The 17,599-nt window shown below is 51.7% G+C and carries 14 protein-coding genes and 2 tRNA genes; 11 read left to right on the top strand and 5 right to left on the bottom strand.

What is annotated here, in order from left to right; genetic code table 11:
- The first annotated feature begins 80 nt into the window (after window positions 1-80).
- Window positions 81-1,496, top strand: coding sequence for a glutamate--tRNA ligase (gltX, locus tag D9597_RS07075; protein ID WP_130221976.1), 1,416 nt, complete (start codon window positions 81-83; stop codon window positions 1,494-1,496).
- 51 nt (window positions 1,497-1,547) lie between these two features.
- Here gltX and D9597_RS07070 read toward each other — a convergent pair whose 3' ends face one another.
- A complete protein-coding gene (locus tag D9597_RS07070) occupies window positions 1,548-1,940 on the bottom strand; it encodes a YfeC-like transcriptional regulator (protein ID WP_130216872.1) in 393 nt (130 codons plus the stop codon).
- 1 nt (window position 1,941) lies between these two features.
- Window positions 1,942-2,301, bottom strand: coding sequence for a YfeC-like transcriptional regulator (locus D9597_RS07065; protein ID WP_130207360.1), 360 nt, complete (start codon window positions 2,299-2,301; stop codon window positions 1,942-1,944).
- A 220-nt stretch (window positions 2,302-2,521) separates the two neighbouring features.
- Between D9597_RS07065 and D9597_RS07060 the strand changes: the two genes are divergently transcribed.
- The 3 genes from D9597_RS07060 to D9597_RS07045 all read left to right on the top strand — a co-directional run bounded on the left by D9597_RS07060 (window position 2,522) and on the right by D9597_RS07045 (window position 5,110).
- A tRNA-Ala gene (locus tag D9597_RS07060) sits at window positions 2,522-2,597 on the top strand.
- Window positions 2,598-2,636: 39 nt separating this feature from the next.
- Window positions 2,637-2,712, top strand: a tRNA-Ala gene (locus tag D9597_RS07055).
- Between the two features lie 208 nt (window positions 2,713-2,920).
- Window positions 2,921-5,110: a sensor domain-containing phosphodiesterase gene (locus D9597_RS07045; protein WP_130221974.1), complete on the top strand. Its 2,190-nt coding sequence runs from the start codon at window positions 2,921-2,923 to the stop codon at window positions 5,108-5,110.
- A 227-nt stretch (window positions 5,111-5,337) separates the two neighbouring features.
- Here the strand turns inward: D9597_RS07045 and nupC are convergent, their stop codons facing one another.
- The gene (nupC, locus tag D9597_RS07040) at window positions 5,338-6,540 is read right to left on the bottom strand and encodes a nucleoside permease NupC (RefSeq protein WP_064526382.1); all 1,203 of its coding nucleotides are present in this window, start codon (window positions 6,538-6,540) and stop codon (window positions 5,338-5,340) included.
- Between the two features lie 335 nt (window positions 6,541-6,875).
- On the opposite strand from nupC, the gene D9597_RS07035 reads away from it, so the two are divergent.
- On the top strand, window positions 6,876-8,114 hold the full coding sequence (locus D9597_RS07035) for an Nramp family divalent metal transporter (protein WP_130216878.1): 1,239 nt from the start codon (window positions 6,876-6,878) through the stop codon (window positions 8,112-8,114).
- A 143-nt stretch (window positions 8,115-8,257) separates the two neighbouring features.
- Here D9597_RS07035 and ypeC read toward each other — a convergent pair whose 3' ends face one another.
- On the bottom strand, window positions 8,258-8,584 hold the full coding sequence (ypeC, locus tag D9597_RS07030) for a DUF2502 domain-containing protein YpeC (protein ID WP_130216879.1): 327 nt from the start codon (window positions 8,582-8,584) through the stop codon (window positions 8,258-8,260).
- A 114-nt stretch (window positions 8,585-8,698) separates the two neighbouring features.
- Window positions 8,699-9,955, bottom strand: coding sequence for an ion channel protein (locus tag D9597_RS07025; protein WP_130221973.1), 1,257 nt, complete (start codon window positions 9,953-9,955; stop codon window positions 8,699-8,701).
- 204 nt (window positions 9,956-10,159) lie between these two features.
- On the opposite strand from D9597_RS07025, the gene glk reads away from it, so the two are divergent.
- The 6 genes from glk (at window position 10,160) to ptsP (ending at window position 17,597) form a co-directional block, all read left to right on the top strand.
- Window positions 10,160-11,125, top strand: a complete 966-nt coding sequence (gene glk, locus D9597_RS07020) for a glucokinase (protein ID WP_130216883.1) — start codon at window positions 10,160-10,162, stop codon at window positions 11,123-11,125.
- A 218-nt stretch (window positions 11,126-11,343) separates the two neighbouring features.
- Window positions 11,344-11,670, top strand: a complete 327-nt coding sequence (locus D9597_RS07015) for a PTS fructose transporter subunit IIB (protein ID WP_000038455.1) — start codon at window positions 11,344-11,346, stop codon at window positions 11,668-11,670.
- Window positions 11,671-11,691: 21 nt separating this feature from the next.
- Window positions 11,692-12,939 carry a PTS fructose transporter subunit IIC gene (locus tag D9597_RS07010; protein WP_000985352.1) on the top strand — a complete coding sequence of 416 codons (1,248 nt, stop codon included), beginning with the start codon at window positions 11,692-11,694 and terminating at the stop codon, window positions 12,937-12,939.
- A gap of 15 nt (window positions 12,940-12,954) precedes the next feature.
- Window positions 12,955-14,040, top strand: a complete 1,086-nt coding sequence (gene ypdF / locus D9597_RS07005; protein WP_130221972.1) for an aminopeptidase — start codon at window positions 12,955-12,957, stop codon at window positions 14,038-14,040.
- Window positions 14,040-15,077 carry an aminopeptidase gene (gene ypdE, locus D9597_RS07000; protein ID WP_130221971.1) on the top strand — a complete coding sequence of 346 codons (1,038 nt, stop codon included), beginning with the start codon at window positions 14,040-14,042 and terminating at the stop codon, window positions 15,075-15,077. Before ypdF ends, ypdE begins: the two co-directional genes overlap by 1 nt.
- A gap of 24 nt (window positions 15,078-15,101) precedes the next feature.
- Entirely contained in the window at window positions 15,102-17,597 is a 2,496-nt protein-coding gene (gene ptsP / locus D9597_RS06995) for a phosphoenolpyruvate--protein phosphotransferase (RefSeq protein WP_130221970.1), read from the top strand.
- Window positions 17,598-17,599 lie beyond the last annotated feature (2 nt).

Raw genomic sequence — 17,599 nt, 5'->3', positions numbered from 1 at the left:
CGGGAGTGATAGAATATCGCCCACTCAATTTTTCCAGGATTTGCCGGTTGTCGGCATCTTTCTAAACGTAAGGCCATTTCATGAAAATCAAAACTCGCTTCGCGCCAAGCCCAACAGGCTATCTGCACGTTGGCGGCGCGCGTACTGCTCTTTACTCCTGGCTTTTTGCACGTAACCACGGCGGTGAGTTCGTGCTGCGTATTGAAGACACCGATCTTGAGCGTTCCACGCCGGAAGCTATCGAAGCCATTATGGATGGCATGAACTGGCTGAGTCTGGAGTGGGATGAAGGCCCGTATTTCCAGACCAAACGTTTCGATCGCTATAACGCGGTTATCGATCAGATGCTGGAAGAGGGTACTGCCTATAAATGCTACTGCTCTAAAGAGCGCCTCGAAGCGCTGCGTGAAGAGCAGATGGCAAAAGGCGAGAAGCCGCGTTATGACGGCCGTTGCCGCCACAGCCATGAGCATCACGCTGATGATGAACCGTGCGTTGTACGTTTTGCTAACCCACAGGAAGGTTCCGTTGTTTTTGACGATCAGATCCGTGGTCCGATCGAGTTCAGCAACCAGGAGCTGGATGATCTGATTATCCGCCGTACCGATGGTTCTCCGACCTATAACTTCTGTGTGGTTGTCGACGACTGGGATATGGAAATTACTCACGTCATCCGTGGTGAGGACCATATCAACAACACGCCGCGCCAGATCAACATTCTTAAGGCCCTGAAAGCGCCAGTGCCGGTTTACGCGCACGTTTCTATGATCAACGGTGATGACGGTAAAAAATTGTCCAAACGTCACGGTGCAGTCAGCGTAATGCAGTACCGCGACGACGGCTATCTGCCAGAAGCACTGCTGAACTATCTGGTGCGTCTGGGCTGGTCCCACGGCGATCAGGAAATCTTCACTCGTGAAGAGATGATCAAATACTTCACCCTGAATGCCGTCAGCAAATCTGCCAGTGCGTTCAACACTGATAAACTGCTGTGGTTGAACCATCACTATATTAACGCGCTGCCGCCGGAGTATGTGGCTACTCACTTACAGTGGCACATCGAGCAGGAAAATATTGATACCCGTAACGGCCCGCAGCTTGCTGAGCTGGTGAAACTGCTGGGCGAACGCTGCAAAACGCTCAAAGAGATGGCGCAAAGCTGCCGCTATTTCTACGAAGATTTTGCTGAGTTTGATGCCGAAGCTGCGAAAAAACATCTGCGTCCGGTAGCGCGTCAGCCGCTGGAAGTAGTGCGCGATAAACTGTCTGCTATCACTGACTGGACGGCGGAAAATGTTCACCACGCGATTCAGGCAACGGCGGATGAACTGGAAGTGGGCATGGGTAAAGTTGGGATGCCGCTGCGTGTCGCCGTTACCGGTGCAGGGCAGTCCCCGGCACTGGATGTTACCGTTCACGCGATCGGTAAGACACGTAGCATTGAGCGTATCAACAAAGCGCTGGCCTTTATTGCTGAACGCGAAAATCAGCAGTAATTAGCGTGTAAAAAGATAAACGGCAGGAGATAATATCCTGCCGTTTTTTATTTATGCTGATTCGTCAATATCGAGACGGGCGAGGAAATTGCGAATTCCTTCACGTGACAAAAATTGCGCGACTTTTTCCTGCTCAATGTCTGTCATATTATCTATCGCGTTGATGATTTGTCGATACGCCGGGGCGCGTGCTCCAGGAGCGTATTCAGCAATTCTCTCTTCAGCTTCCATCAACATTGGTGTGTTATGGAACGCAGGCGTGTTCTGAATAAACTCGCAAACCTGCGAATCGACCAGAATAAGTCTGGCACGACCTCCTTTCACGCCGGGAAATTTTTCCGTTCTCCAGCCTTTTTCTCTGATCCAACGGTTAACAGTTTGTTTAGCCACACCCAGGCATTCCGCCAGCTCTTCGGTGGTCATTTTATTACGTAATCTTTTCATATTATTTGCTGTCGCGAATCCCTAAGCGTTGTAATAATCCGATAATCCCTTCCCGCAGAAGCAAGGATGTAAACTGTTTTTGTTCAAGAGGCGTCATCTCTTTCGCCAGCGTCACCAGCAGCACTTCAAGCGGCGTATCGGCAGACAGTTCAGGAGCTTCTCTTTGATCGTCCGGACGTTCTGCATTACGAATATATTCACGAACTTGTTTATTGACGTGAATCAGTCGGGCCTTGCCACCCTGGACACCTGGTTTTGGTGATGTCGTCCAGCCTTGCTTGCGTACCCATTTATTAATGGTCTGGCGGCTATAACCGGTCAGCCTGGCAAGTTCATCTGGCGTCATCCTCTCCTTGAACATAACAATTCCCTGAATGATTGCGGGTCTATTAGTGGTTCATTTTATAACACCACTTTACAAGAAACCGTGACAGGAATAACTACTGAATACGAGCGACTATCCAAAATAGTTCATTTGCCTGATTTTTCAGCGATTGAAACTACGCCTTGCAATTTGCCGTTGACACATTCGGGCGGAATTCATATGATGCCGCCCGTCAACTCGACAAGCTTTACGTGATGGGGCTATAGCTCAGCTGGGAGAGCGCCTGCTTTGCACGCAGGAGGTCTGCGGTTCGATCCCGCATAGCTCCACCAAATTTTGCACCCAGCAAATTTGGTACGTAAACGACTCGTGGGGCTATAGCTCAGCTGGGAGAGCGCTTGCATGGCATGCAAGAGGTCAGCGGTTCGATCCCGCTTAGCTCCACCAAATTTCAAACCCTCGCTGCGAAGCGGGGGTTTTTTGTCTCTGCTTTTTGCCGCTTTTGTAATACAGTCTACCTCCCAGGTTAGTGTTGCCTGTTGGAAACATCATTGGATGAAATATCGGCAACAGGTCGGTCCCTGTTTGCTTCGCGATGCGAATAAACTTATTATTTGTGTGCCTTAAAACCCCGATCAGTGAGAGTAGTGTACTCATGTTTGTGGAGCATAACCTGATAAAAAATATCAAGATATTTGCACTAGCGTTTACGCTCACCGTGGTACTTATTCAGCTATCCCGTTTTATCTCGCCACTTGCTGTTATCCATTCCAGCTATATTTTCCTGGCGTGGATGCCGCTGTGCGTAATGCTATCAATATTCTTTATCTTCGGCTGGCGCGGTGTCGTTCCCGTTTTATGTGGAATGTTTTGCACCAATCTGTGGAATTTTCATCTCTCATTTTTGCAAACCGCCGTCATGCTTGGCAGCCAGACGTTTGCTGTGCTGTGTGCCTGCGCAATATTACGCTGCCAGTTGGGAACGCGTTGGCGCTATGGATTAACCACCCGAAACGTATGGAAACGTCTCTTCTGGCTTGGTTTGGTGACGCCGTTCGGCATCAAAGGCAGCATGTATCTGGTGGGCAGGTTCTTTGATTTCCCACTAAAGATATCGACCTTTTTCGGCGATGCCGACGCGATTTTCACGGTCGTTGATTTACTAAGCCTTTTCACCGCCGTGTTGATTTACAACATGCTCTTTTACTATCTCACTCGCATGATTGTAAGTCCTCACTTTGCGCAGATATTGTGGCGCAGAGATATCGCACCGTCACTGAGTAAAGAAAAACGCACATTTACCTTAAGTTGGCTGGCGGCTCTTAGCGTTCTGCTACTTTTGATGTGCACGCCTTATGAAAACGACTTTATCGCCGGTTATCTGGTACCTGTTTTCTTTATCATCTTTACCCTTGGTGTCGGTAAACTTCGTTATCCGTTTTTAAATCTTACCTGGGCTGTATCGACGCTTTTCCTCCTGAATTACAACCAGAATTTTTTACAAGGGGTGGAAACAGAATATTCGCTAGCATTTATTCTCGCGGTGCTGATTTCCTTTAGCGTTTGCCTGCTTTACATGGTACGCATTTATTATCGTAGCGAATGGCTTAACCGTCGCTGGCATTTGCAGGCACTGACCGATCCGTTAACGCTATTACCCAACTTTCGTGCACTGGAGCAATCGCAGGAGCAAGAGGCTGGTAAGAGTTTTTGCTGTCTGCGCATTGATAATCTTGAGTTTATGAGTCGCCATTACGGGTTAGTAATGCGCGTTCATTGTATCCGCTCAATTTACCGTACATTGCTGCCATTGATGCAGGAAAACGAAAAGTTGTATCAATTGCCGGGGAGCGAATTGCTGTTGGTACTGACCGGGCCGGAAACGGAAGGGCGGCTACAGCATATGGTTAACGTTCTCAACAGTCGGCAAATCCACTGGAACAACACCGGGCTGGATATGGGCTATGGTGCTGCCTGGGGACGTTTTGACGGTAATCAGGATACCCTGCAGCCAATGCTGGGGCAGTTAAGCTGGCTGGCAGAACAATCCTGCGTTCATCATCACGTGCTGGCGTTGGATAATCGAGAAGAGATTGCATCCGGGCAGACAACCAAACAGGTGTTGTTACTCAATACAATCCGTAAGGCGTTAGATAAGGGTGATTTGCTGCTCTATGCCCAGCCAATTCGCAACAAGGATGGAGAAGGTTACGATGAAATCCTTGCGCGTCTGAAATACGACGGCGGCATAATGACGCCTGATAAATTTTTGCCGCTTATTGCCCAATTTAACCTTAGCGCGCGATTCGATTTACAGGTGCTGGAATCCCTGCTGAAGTGGCTGGCAACCCACCCTTGCGACAAGAAAGGCCCGCGCTTTTCAGTCAATTTAATGCCGCTCACTCTGCTGCAAAAGAATATCGCCGGGCGAATTATTCGTCTGTTTAAACGTTACCGTGTCTCCCCGGAGGCTGTGATTATTGAGATCACTGAGGAGCAGGCGTTTTCTAACGCAGAAAGCAGTATGTACAATATCGAACAACTGCATAAGTTTGGCTTCCGTATTGCGATTGATGACTTTGGCACAGGCTATGCCAACTACGAACGGTTAAAACGTTTGCAGGCTGATATCATCAAGATTGATGGCGTCTTCGTTAAGGATATCGTCACTAATACACTGGATGCGATGATAGTGAGATCAATTACCGATCTGGCGAAAGCGAAGTCATTGAGTGTGGTCGCGGAGTTTGTCGAGACGCAACAGCAGCAGGCGCTATTGCATAAGCTCGGGGTGCAATATCTGCAAGGGTATTTAATTGGTCGCCCGCAACCATTAGTTGATTAACAGGCGTAAAAAAGCCGGGGAATTATCCCCGGCATTTGAGGTTGATGACAAACGGACAATTGCCTGATGCGCTGCGCTTATCGGGCCTGCATGGAAACACAATCTATTGAATTTACGTTGTTTTGTCAGCTTGGTAGGGCATTTACGCCGCATCCGGCATAAACAAAGCGCACGTTGTCAACAAACTGAAGCCGGGGAATTATCCCCGGCTTTTTTAATGGATTCGCTTACAGTACCAGTGCTGCGATTGACGCAGACAGCACACTCACCAGCGTAGAGCCGTAAACCAGTTTCAGACCGAAGCGAGAAACCACGTTACCTTGCTCTTCGTTCAGGCCTTTAACGGCACCCGCGATAATCCCGATAGAAGAGAAGTTAGCGAAGGATACCAGGAACACAGAGAGGATACCTTCAGCACGCGGAGAGAGCGTGGAAGCAATTTTCTGCAGATCCATCATTGCAACGAACTCGTTGGAAACCAGTTTGGTTGCCATGATGCTGCCTACTTGCAGTGCTTCACTGGAAGGAACACCCATCACCCATGCAATTGGATAGAAGATGTAGCCCAGAATACCCTGGAAGGAGATGCTGTAGCCAAACCAGCCAGTCACGGTAGCAAACAGAGCGTTCAGTGCAGCGATCAGGGCGATAAAGCCGATCAGCATTGCGGCAACGATAATGGCTACTTTGAAGCCTGCCAGAATGTATTCACCCAGCATTTCGAAGAAGCTCTGGCCTTCGTGCAGGTCGGACATCTGAATGTTTTCTTCGCTGGCATCAACACGGTAAGGGTTGATCAGCGACAGCACGATAAAGGTGCTGAACATGTTCAGTACCAGCGCAGCAACGACGTATTTCGGTTCCAGCATGGTCATGTATGCACCAACGATGGACATAGAAACGGTGGACATCGCCGTGGCTGCCATGGTGTACATACGATTACGGGAGATTTTGCCGAGGATATCTTTATAGGCGATAAAGTTCTCGGACTGACCCAGAATCAGGGAGCTGACGGCGTTAAAGGATTCCAGTTTGCCCATGCCGTTGACTTTGGAGAGCAGGAAACCAATTGCACGGATAATCACCGGCAACACGCGAATGTGCTGGAGAATACCGATCAGCGCAGAGATAAAGACGATTGGGCATAGCACTTTCAGGAAGAAGAATGCCAGGCCTTGATCATTCATGCTACCAAAGACGAAGTTAGTCCCTTCGTTGGCAAATCCGAGCAGTTTTTCGAACATTTCGGAGAAGCCTTTCACGAAGCCCAGACCAACGTCGGAGTTCAGGAAGAACCACGCCAGTAACACTTCGATAACAAGCAGTTGAATAACATAACGGATACGAATTTTTTTGCGGTCGCTGCTTACCAGCAGTGCGAGAATCGCAACAACGGCAAGTGCCAGTACAAAATGAAGGACGCGGTCCATATTTGCTCCAAATATGAGGCAGGTTAAATTTCCGTGCACATTCTATGTAACATGGGTAAGGAAAACGAGATCTGACACACACTATAATGACGTCCTGTGACAAGCTTCAAAAATAGTGACCTGTCATACATTTTTTCTATGTTGTGTATGGAAGCTGAAAGTTATGTAAATGTGCTAACATTAAACATAATTATAACATTCAAATCATCAATCTTTTCGTAGTCATAATCCTGGTCTATCAGAGAAATCACCATAATCCATTTAAATGAATTTGATAATCATTCTCGTTTGACATAGCATGAAACATAGCAAAGGCTATGTTTTAGAGGCACAAGATGACGAACTATCGCGTTGAGAGTAGCAGCGGTCGGGCAGCGCGCAAGATGAGGCTCGCATTAATGGGACCTGCGTTCATTGCGGCAATTGGTTATATCGATCCCGGTAACTTTGCGACCAATATTCAGGCGGGCGCCAGCTTCGGCTATCAACTGCTGTGGGTGGTTGTCTGGGCCAACCTGATGGCGATGCTGATTCAGATCCTCTCGGCCAAACTCGGGATTGCCACTGGTAAAAATCTGGCGGAGCAAATTCGCGACCACTACCCACGTCCGGTAGTCTGGTTCTATTGGGTCCAGGCGGAAATTATTGCGATGGCGACCGATCTGGCGGAATTTATTGGTGCGGCGATCGGTTTCAAACTCATTCTTGGTGTTTCTTTATTGCAGGGGGCAGTGCTGACAGGTATCGCCACCTTCTTGATTTTAATGCTGCAACGTCGCGGGCAAAAACCGCTGGAGAAAGTGATTGGTGGGCTTCTGTTGTTTGTTGCCGCGGCTTACATTGTTGAGTTGATTTTCTCCCAACCGAATCTGGTGCAGTTGAGCAAAGGTATGGCGATACCGAGTTTACCGACCTCGGAAGCGGTCTTCCTGGCGGCTGGCGTGTTAGGGGCGACGATTATGCCGCACGTGATTTATCTTCACTCTTCGCTTACCCAGCATCTACACGGTGGTTCACGCCAGCAACGTTACTCTGCGACCAAATGGGATGTGGCGATTGCCATGACCATCGCTGGCTTTGTCAATCTGGCGATGATGGCAACGGCTGCCGCCGCGTTTCACTTTTCTGGTCATACTGGTGTTGCCGACCTTGATGAGGCTTACCTTACGCTGCAACCGCTGTTAAGCAATGCTGCGGCAACGGTTTTTGGTTTAAGTCTGGTGGCGGCGGGGCTTTCGTCAACGGTAGTGGGTACGTTGGCAGGGCAGGTGGTGATGCAGGGGTTCATTCGCTTTCATATTCCGCTGTGGGTACGCCGTACGGTAACCATGCTGCCGTCATTTATTGTCATTCTGATGGGATTAGATCCGACACGGATTCTGGTTATGAGCCAGGTGCTGCTCAGTTTTGGTATTGCTCTGGCGCTGGTGCCGCTGCTGATTTTCACCAGTGACAGCAAGTTGATGGGCGATCTGGTGAATAGCAAATGGGTTAAACAAATCGGCTGGATGATTGTGGTGCTGGTGGTAACGCTGAATATCTGGTTGTTGGTGGGAACGGCATTGGGGCTGTAGTTGAATGAGTGTCGCATCAGGCACCAGTGGCGGATGCGGCGTAAAACGCCTTATCCGCCCTACGCGTTAAATGGAGCGGGTTTGTAGGCCTGATAAGACGCGCAAGCGTCGCATCAGGCATTGCGCTCCATTAGCGAATGTGTTTAATGACGATGCCCATGTCCACGGCCTTTTCCGCGATGATCATCACGGTCGCGCCAGCCTTCGCGATAGCCACGCTCATACGCTTTACGCTTATCCCAACCACGGTGATAGCCATTATCATGACGCCACCAGCGGTTTTTACGCCATTCATAATTACGGTGCCAGTAGTCACGATCGCGCCAGTGGCCGCCGTCCCAGTAGTTACCATAATTATCGCGATCGCCAATTTGTAATTTAATTGATGGCAGTAAGGTAATTTCACCTGCGTTTGCTGCAAGCGGGATAAATGCCATCAGGGCGGCCGCCAGAAACAGTGACCTGAACATTGTTATTCTCCTTCACGATCGAAGCCGTCAGCGGCCTGTTAACGCAATATTACGGGGAGGTAAAGCCCCGTTTCATCGCCATAACTCTTAAATCATAAGGGAGAGCATTTTTTGCTAAAGGTTATCGTGGGGTGGCTGTTGTTTTGGACGATTCACCATCATCATCGGTTTACCTGCCAGTAATAACCATGCCGGAAGCATGACGATACACAGTAGCGGTAACAATGTGGAATCAGGTACAACGACCGCCGCCATAAACAAACTTAGCCAGCCATCGCGCGTTACCACCAGTACGAGGCCGAGAATCGCGCAGGAAACGGTAATGGCCGCTGGAACGGCGGGAACGTGCGCATGCAGCATCAAACCTAACGCTACGCCGACAAATACCGCCGGGAAGATTCGCCCGCCGCGAAACCCGCTGGCGGCGGCAATGACCAGGGCGGCAAGTTTGATTACCGCCAGCAATAAGTAATCGCTGGTGCTGAAAGCCTGATTTGTCACCATCTGCTGCATCTCGTCCAGCCCTTTAAATAGCGAAACAGGCCCACCAATAACACCCAGAATACCGAGAATAAAGCCGCCAACCCCCAGCATGAGGACCGGATTTTTAATCTGATGCATCATCGCGTGCACCCGTGGGAAACACCACACTGCAACCATACCTGCCGCAATGGCGATCGCCGTCACAATTGCACCACTGATGATGTCTGCTAACTGCATCTGTCCGTAATGAGCAATGGGCAGCGAAAAATGAGGATGGATAAACAATCCGGTGGTTAGTGCGCCAGCCGCCGCTGCCATTAACGGCGCAAAGAGACGATCCCAAAGTGGAACGTCGTGGCTGCCATTTAAGGTTTGCGAAAATATCAACGCCGCCGCAACAGGAGTGCCAAACAGTGCGCCGATGGTGCCCGCAGAGGCTAAAATAGTCCACTCCATCCGGTTCACTCGTGGTAACAGACGCGCGCCAATCGCCACCGCGAGGGCGATATTGACGGTCATAATGGGATGTTCCGGCCCAAGACTGACGCCGCCCGCAAGACCGAGAATTAATGCTACGATCAGTCCAGGTAGCGCAGAGGGGGGGACTGGCGCGCCAATCAGCGCTTCACAGGCAGGATCCGGCCCGGCATGACCCCGGCTGAAACGGATGACTAGCCCAACAGCAGCCCCTGTCAGCGTTAAAATTCCGATGATCCAGAGCGGTGAATCCTGGGCTATCCCCAGACTTCCCGGCAGTCGTTGCCAGAGCAGATTCTGTAATACCGAGGCGATTTTCATTACCACCATCAGAATAAGACTGGACGCAATCCCAATTGCCAGAGCGGGGAGCGATAATAACAACATGGTTCTGGCTCGCGGATGGAGCATGTTCTATTCCTTTATGCGGGTTCAGATGTTTAGTTTGCCCAGCTTGCATAAAGACATCGCTGCAATTGGTGCTGAAACGATAAAGTAAATGTGTGACCCAGATCGATATTTACAGGGAGCCCGCCTCTACGGCGTTGTTGTTATGCCCCCATGAACTTACAGTGTGAGAAAGAATTATTTTGACTTTAGCGGAGCAGTTGAAGAATGACAAAGTATGCATTAGTCGGTGATGTGGGCGGTACTAACGCACGTCTTGCTCTGTGTGATATTGCCAGTGGTGAAATCTCGCAGGCTAAAACCTATTCAGGGCTTGATTATCCCAGCCTGGAAGCGGTCATTCGCGTTTATCTTGAAGAGCATAAAGTCGAGGTGAAAGATGGCTGCATCGCCATTGCTTGCCCAATTACTGGTGACTGGGTGGCAATGACCAACCACACCTGGGCGTTTTCGATTGCCGAAATGAAAAAGAATCTCGGTTTTAGCCACCTGGAGATTATTAACGATTTTACGGCGGTTTCGATGGCGATCCCGATGCTGAAAAAAGAGCATCTGATCCAGTTTGGCGGCGCAGAACCGGTTGAAGGTAAACCTGTCGCGGTGTACGGTGCCGGGACAGGGCTTGGGGTTGCACATCTGGTCCATGTCGATAAACGCTGGGTAAGCCTGCCTGGTGAAGGTGGTCACGTTGATTTTGCGCCAAACAGTGAAGAAGAAGCCATTATCCTTGAAATACTGCGCGCGGAAATTGGCCATGTCTCGGCTGAACGCGTGCTCTCTGGCCCTGGTCTGGTAAATCTGTATCGCGCGATTGTGAAAGCGGACAACCGCCTGCCGGAAAATCTCAAGCCAAAAGATATTACCGAACGCGCGTTGGCTGACAGCTGCACTGATTGCCGTCGTGCGTTGTCACTGTTTTGCGTCATTATGGGGCGTTTTGGCGGCAATCTGGCGCTCAATCTCGGAACATTTGGCGGCGTCTATATTGCGGGCGGTATCGTTCCGCGTTTCCTTGAGTTCTTCAAAGCCTCCGGTTTCCGTGCCGCTTTTGAAGACAAAGGGCGCTTTAAAGATTATGTTCATGATATTCCGGTCTATTTAATTGTGCACGATAACCCTGGGCTTCTCGGTTCCGGTGCACATTTACGCCAGACCTTAGGCCACATTCTGTAAATCCTTCCTGTCATATCGGGAGGTGACTCTCCCGATAATCTTTTAAATCAAACAGTTAATTCAATTTTTCTTTGTGTCTCTTCACAAGGCCGACCTGCGTCACACTTCCGCACTACGGGATTAATTCTCCAGTAAATGCATTATTTATCTGGTAACGGCAATTTGTTTTGCACGTTCATAATTTCATTCGTCAACTATAAACGAACGAGGAAATAACGATGAGTAAGAAACTGATTGCCTTATGTGCCTGCCCAATGGGCCTGGCTCACACCTTTATGGCCGCCCAGGCGCTGGAAGAAGCGGCGGTGGAAGCCGGCTATGAAGTGAAAATTGAAACTCAGGGCGCGGATGGTATCCAGAACCGCCTGACGGCGCAGGATATCGCCGAAGCGACCATCATCATTCATTCCGTGGCAGTAACACCAGAAGATAACGAACGTTTCGAATCACGCGACGTTTATGAAATCACTTTGCAGGACGCAATTAAAAACGCTGCGGGCATCATCAAAGAAATCGAAGAGATGATTGCCGCTGAACAACAGTAATATTCGACAGGGATAATTATTATGGCCATTAAAAAACGCAGTGCAACCGTTGTGCCTGGCGCATCCGGTGCGGCAGCGGCAGTTAAGAATCCGCAGGCCTCTAAAACCAGCTTCTGGGGTGAACTCCCGCAGCATGTGATGTCAGGGATTTCACGCATGGTGCCGACCTTAATTATGGGCGGTGTGATCCTCGCTTTCAGCCAGCTGATTGCTTATAGCTGGCTTAAAATTCCCGCAGACATCGGCATCATGGATGCTCTTAATAGCGGGAAATTCTCCGGTTTCGACCTCTCCTTACTGAAATTTGCCTGGCTGTCGCAGTCCTTCGGCGGCGTATTGTTTGGTTTTGCCATTCCGATGTTTGCCGCTTTTGTGGCGAACTCTATTGGCGGAAAACTGGCGTTCCCGGCTGGGTTTATCGGCGGCTTGATGTCTACCCAACCCACGCAACTGCTGAACTTTGATCCCAGCACTATGCAGTGGGCGACCTCTTCACCAGTCCCGTCTACCTTCATTGGTGCGCTGATTATTTCTATCGTCGCGGGTTACCTCGTGAAATGGATGAACCAGAAAATCCAGTTACCGGATTTCCTGTTAGCGTTCAAAACCACATTTTTGCTACCGATTCTTTCCGCCATTTTTGTCATGCTGGCGATGTACTACGTCATCACCCCATTTGGTGGCTGGATCAACGGCGGTATCCGTACCGTGCTGACTGCCGCAGGTGAGAAGGGCGCGCTGATGTACGCAATGGGCATTGCTGCGGCGACCGCAATCGACTTGGGCGGTCCAATCAACAAAGCAGCTGGTTTCGTCGCCTTTAGCTTTACCACCGACCATGTATTACCAGTCACCGCGCGTTCTATCGCTATCGTTATTCCGCCGATTGGTCTGGGTCTGGCGACCATTATCGACCGTCGTTTAACCGGCAAACGCCTGTTCAACGCCCAGCTTTATCCGCAGGGTAAAACCGCGATGTTCCTGGCGTTTATGGGGATCAGTGAAGGTGCGATTCCGTTTGCGCTGGAAAGCCCCATCACCGCCATTCCGTCCTATATGGTTGGCGCGATTGTCGGTTCCACCGCTGCTGTCTGGCTGGGTGCAGTGCAATGGTTCCCGGAATCCGCTATCTGGGCGTGGCCGCTGGTCACTAATCTGGGCGTCTATATGGCGGGGATCGCGCTGGGAGCAATCATTACTGCGCTGATGGTGGTGTTCCTGCGTCTGATGATGTTCCGCAAAGGCAAATTGTTAATCGATAGCCTGTAAGAAGGAAAAATCCAGATGACATTACTCGCTTCGCTGCGCGACTGGCTTAAGGCGCAACAACTGGATGCGGTGCTTCTCTCCTCACGGCAGAACAAACAGCCGCATCTGGGGATCTCCACCGGATCAGGTTATGTGGTGATTAGCCGTGAAAGTGCGCACATTCTGGTGGACTCGCGCTATTACGCGGAGGTAGAAGCCCGCACGCAAGGTTACCAGCTGCATTTGCTCGACGCGATGCACACGCTTGCCACCATCGTCAGGCAAATCATTGCCGATGAGCAGTTGCAAACGCTCGGTTTTGAAGGCCAGCAGGTGAGTTGGGAAACCGCGCACCGCTGGCAGTCTGAACTCAATGCGAAGCTGGTAAGCGCCACGCCGGATGTGCTGCAGCAAATCAAAACGCCAGAGGAGGTGGAGAAAATCCGCCTCGCCTGTGGGATTGCCGATCGTGGCGCAGAGCATATTCGCCGCTTTATTCAGGCGGGGATGAGCGAATGCGAGATAGCCGCTGAACTGGAGTGGTTTATGCGCCAGCAGGGCGCAGAAAAAGCCTCTTTTGACACCATTGTCGCCAGCGGCTGGCGTGGGGCGCTGCCGCACGGTAAAGCCAGCGACAAGATTGTTGCAGCAGGCGAGTTTGTCACTCTCGATTTCGGTGCGCTGTATCAGGGTTACTGCTCTGATATGACGCGCACCTTGCTGGTGAATGGCGAAGGGGTGAGCGCCGAATCTCACCCGCTGTTTGACGTGTATCAGATTGTCCTGCAAGCACAGCTGGCGGCAATCTCCGCGATTCGCCCCGGCGTGCGCTGCCAACAGGTTGACGATGCCGCGCGCCGGGTCATTACAGAAGCCGGTTATGGCGACTATTTTGGTCACAACACCGGTCATGCTATCGGCATTGAAGTACATGAAGATCCGCGCTTTTCACCGCGGGACACCACGACGCTACAGCCAGGCATGTTACTGACCGTGGAGCCGGGGATTTATTTGCCAGGGCAAGGGGGCGTGCGCATCGAAGATGTTGTGCTGGTCACCCCGCAAGGCGCAGAAGTGCTCTACGCCATGCCGAAAACAGTGTTGCTCACGGGAGAGGCATAATGGATTTATCGCTATTAAAAGCGTTGAGCGAGGCAGATGCGATCGCCTCCTCGGAACAGGAAGTGCGGCAGATCCTGCTGGAAGAAGCGGATCGCCTGCAAAAAGAAGTGCGATTTGACGGCCTGGGATCGGTGCTGATCCGCCTCAATGAATCGACAGGTCCGAAAGTGATGATCTGCGCCCATATGGATGAAGTGGGATTTATGGTGCGCAGCGTCTCCCGCGAAGGGGCGATTGATGTGCTGCCAGTTGGCAATGTGCGCATGGCTGCCCGCCAGCTGCAGTCGGTGCGGATCACTACCCGTGAAGAGTGCAAAATTCCCGGTCTGCTTGATGGCGAGCGGCAGGGGAATGATGTCAGCGCCATGCGCGTGGACATTGGCGCGCGCTCGTATGACGAAGTGATGCAGGCGGGAATTCGTCCAGGCGATCGCGTCACGTTTGATACTACTTTTCAGGTTCTCCCCCACCAGCGGGTGATGGGGAAAGCCTTTGATGACCGCCTCGGTTGCTATCTGCTGGTGACGTTACTGCGCGAACTGCACGGCGCCGAATTGCCTGCGGAAGTGTGGCTGGTGGCAAGTTCCAGCGAAGAGGTGGGATTACGCGGCGGGCAAACTGCCACCCGCGCGGTGTCGCCGGATGTCGCCATTGTGCTTGATACCGCCTGCTGGGCGAAAAACTTTGATTATGGCGCGGCTAACCATCGCCAGATTGGTAACGGCCCGATGCTGGTGTTAAGCGACAAGTCACTGATTGCGCCTCCAAAACTCACCGCGTGGATTGAAACCGTGGCGGCAGAAATTGGTGTACCGTTGCAGGCCGATATGTTCAGCAACGGCGGTACGGACGGCGGAGCGGTGCACTTAACCGGTACTGGCATACCAACAGTGGTGATGGGGCCAGCAACCCGCCATGGACATTGCGCCGCATCGATTGCCGACTGCCGCGACATTTTGCAGATGCAGCAGCTTTTATCTGCCCTTATTCAACGTCTTACGCGTGAGACGGTTGTTCAACTGACGGATTTCAGATGATCTCCTGATTAACCCGGAGCGGTTATGCTAACGATTCAATTTCTCTGTCCTTTGCCTAACGGTCTTCATGCCCGTCCGGCGTGGGAACTTAAAGAACAGTGCAGCCAGTGGCAAAGCGAAATCACCTTCATCAACCATCGCCAGAACGCGAAGGCGGATGCCAAAAGCTCGCTGGCGCTGATTGGCACCGGCACCTTATTTAATGACAGTTGCAGCCTGAACATTAGCGGCAGCGATGAAGAGCAGGCGCGGCGCGTGCTGGAAGAGTACATCCAGGTGCGCTTTATCGACAGCGACAGCGTCCAGCCGACGCAGGCAGAACTGACGGCGCACCCGCTGCCGCGTTCATTAAGCCGCCTGAATCCTGATTTACTGTACGGCAATGTGCTGGCAAGCGGCGTCGGCGTGGGTACGCTGACTCTGTTACAGAGCAACAGCCTCGACAGTTATCGGGCAACCCCGGCCAGTGCGCAAGACTCCACCTGGCTGGAACACAGCCTGGCAACGCTTGCCGAGCAACTGAACCAGCAGCTGCGCGAGCGCGACGGCGAAAGCAAAACCATCCTAAGCGCCCATTTGTCGCTGATTCAGGATGATGAATTCGCGGGCAATATCCGTCGCCTGATGACAGAACAGCATCAGGGGCTGGGAGCGGCGATCATCAGCAATATGGAGCAGGTTTGTGACAAGCTTTCTGCTTCTGCCAGCGATTATCTGCGCGAGCGGGTCAGCGACATTCGTGATATCAGCGAACAGTTGCTGCATATTACCTGGCCGGAACTGAAGCCGCGCAACAATCTGGTGCTTGAAAAACCGACCATTCTGGTGGCTGAAGATTTAACCCCAAGCCAGTTTTTGAGCCTCGATTTGAAAAATCTCGCAGGCATGATTCTGGAGAAAACCGGGCGCACCTCGCATACTCTGATTCTGGCCCGCGCCTCGGCGATCCCCGTTCTTAGCGGCCTGCCGCTGGATGCGATTGCCCGTTATGCTGGGCAACCGGCGGTGCTTGACGCCCAGTGCGGCGTACTGGCGGTAAATCCTGATGACGCGGTGAGCGGTTATTATCAGGTTGCGCAGACGCTGGCGGATAAACGTCAGCAACAACAGGCGCAGGCCGCCGCGCAGTTGGCCTATTCCCGTGATAACAAGCGTATTGATATTGCGGCGAATATCGGCACCGCTCTGGAAGCACCAGGCGCGTTTGCCAACGGCGCGGAAGGCGTCGGGCTGTTTCGTACCGAAATGCTCTATATGGATCGTGACAGCGCGCCGGACGAACAGGAGCAATTTGAAGCCTACCAGCAGGTATTACTGGCGGCGGGCGACAAACCGATTATCTTCCGCACGATGGACATCGGCGGTGATAAAAGCATTCCTTACCTCAACATTCCCCAGGAAGAGAACCCGTTCCTCGGCTATCGCGCGGTACGTATTTATCCGGAATTTGCTGGCCTGTTCCGCACTCAACTGCGGGCGATTTTGCGCGCTGCCAGTTTCGGCAACGCCCAGTTGATGATCCCGATGGTCCACAGCCTTGATCAGATCTTATGGGTGAAAGGTGAGATCCAGAAAGCGATCGTTGAGCTTAAGCGCGATGGCCTGCGTCATGCAGAGACGATTACGCTTGGGATCATGGTGGAAGTGCCGTCGGTGTGCTACATCATCGATCACTTCTGCGATGAGGTCGATTTCTTCAGTATCGGCTCCAACGATATGACCCAGTATCTGTATGCGGTCGATCGTAATAACCCGCGCGTATCGCCGCTGTATAACCCGATTACGCCATCGTTCCTGCGCATGTTGCAGCAAATAGTTACCACTGCGCATCAGCGGGGCAAATGGGTAGGCATTTGCGGTGAACTGGGCGGTGAAAGCCGTTATCTGCCGCTACTGCTTGGGCTGGGCCTGGATGAGCTGAGTATGAGTAGCCCGCGCATTCCGGCGGTGAAAAGCCAGCTTCGTCAACTGGATAGCGAGGCGTGTCGGGAACTGGCGCGTCAGGCATGTGAATGCCGCAGCGCGCAGGAAATTGAAGCGTTACTCACCGCGTTTACGCCGGAAGAAGACGTTCGCCCACTGCTGGCGCTGGAGAATATCTTCGTTGATCAGGACTTTAGCAATAAAGAGCAGGCGATTCAGTTTCTGTGCGGCAACCTCGGCGTTAACGGGCGTACTGAACATCCGTTCGAGCTGGAAGAGGATGTCTGGCAGCGGGAAGAGATTGTCACCACTGGCGTTGGTTTTGGCGTGGCGATCCCGCATACCAAATCACAGTGGATCCGTCATTCCAGTATCAGCATTGCCCGGTTGGTGAAACCGGTTGACTGGCAGTCAGAAATGGGCGAAGTCGAACTGGTGATCATGCTGACGCTGGGCGCTAACGAAGGGATGAATCATGTGAAAGTCTTCTCGCAGCTGGCGCGTAAACTGGTGAATAAAAATTTCCGCCAGTCGCTGTTCGCCGCGCAAGATGCACAAAGTATTCTGACGCTGCTGGAAACGGAAATAACTTTCTAAAC

The sequence above is a fragment of the Escherichia sp. E13S3 genome (genome assembly GCF_004212325.1).
Taxonomy (GTDB): domain Bacteria; phylum Pseudomonadota; class Gammaproteobacteria; order Enterobacterales; family Enterobacteriaceae; genus Escherichia.
The sequence above is the reverse complement of the archived record's forward strand: the minus strand, read 5'-3'. Positions and strand labels throughout refer to the sequence as shown.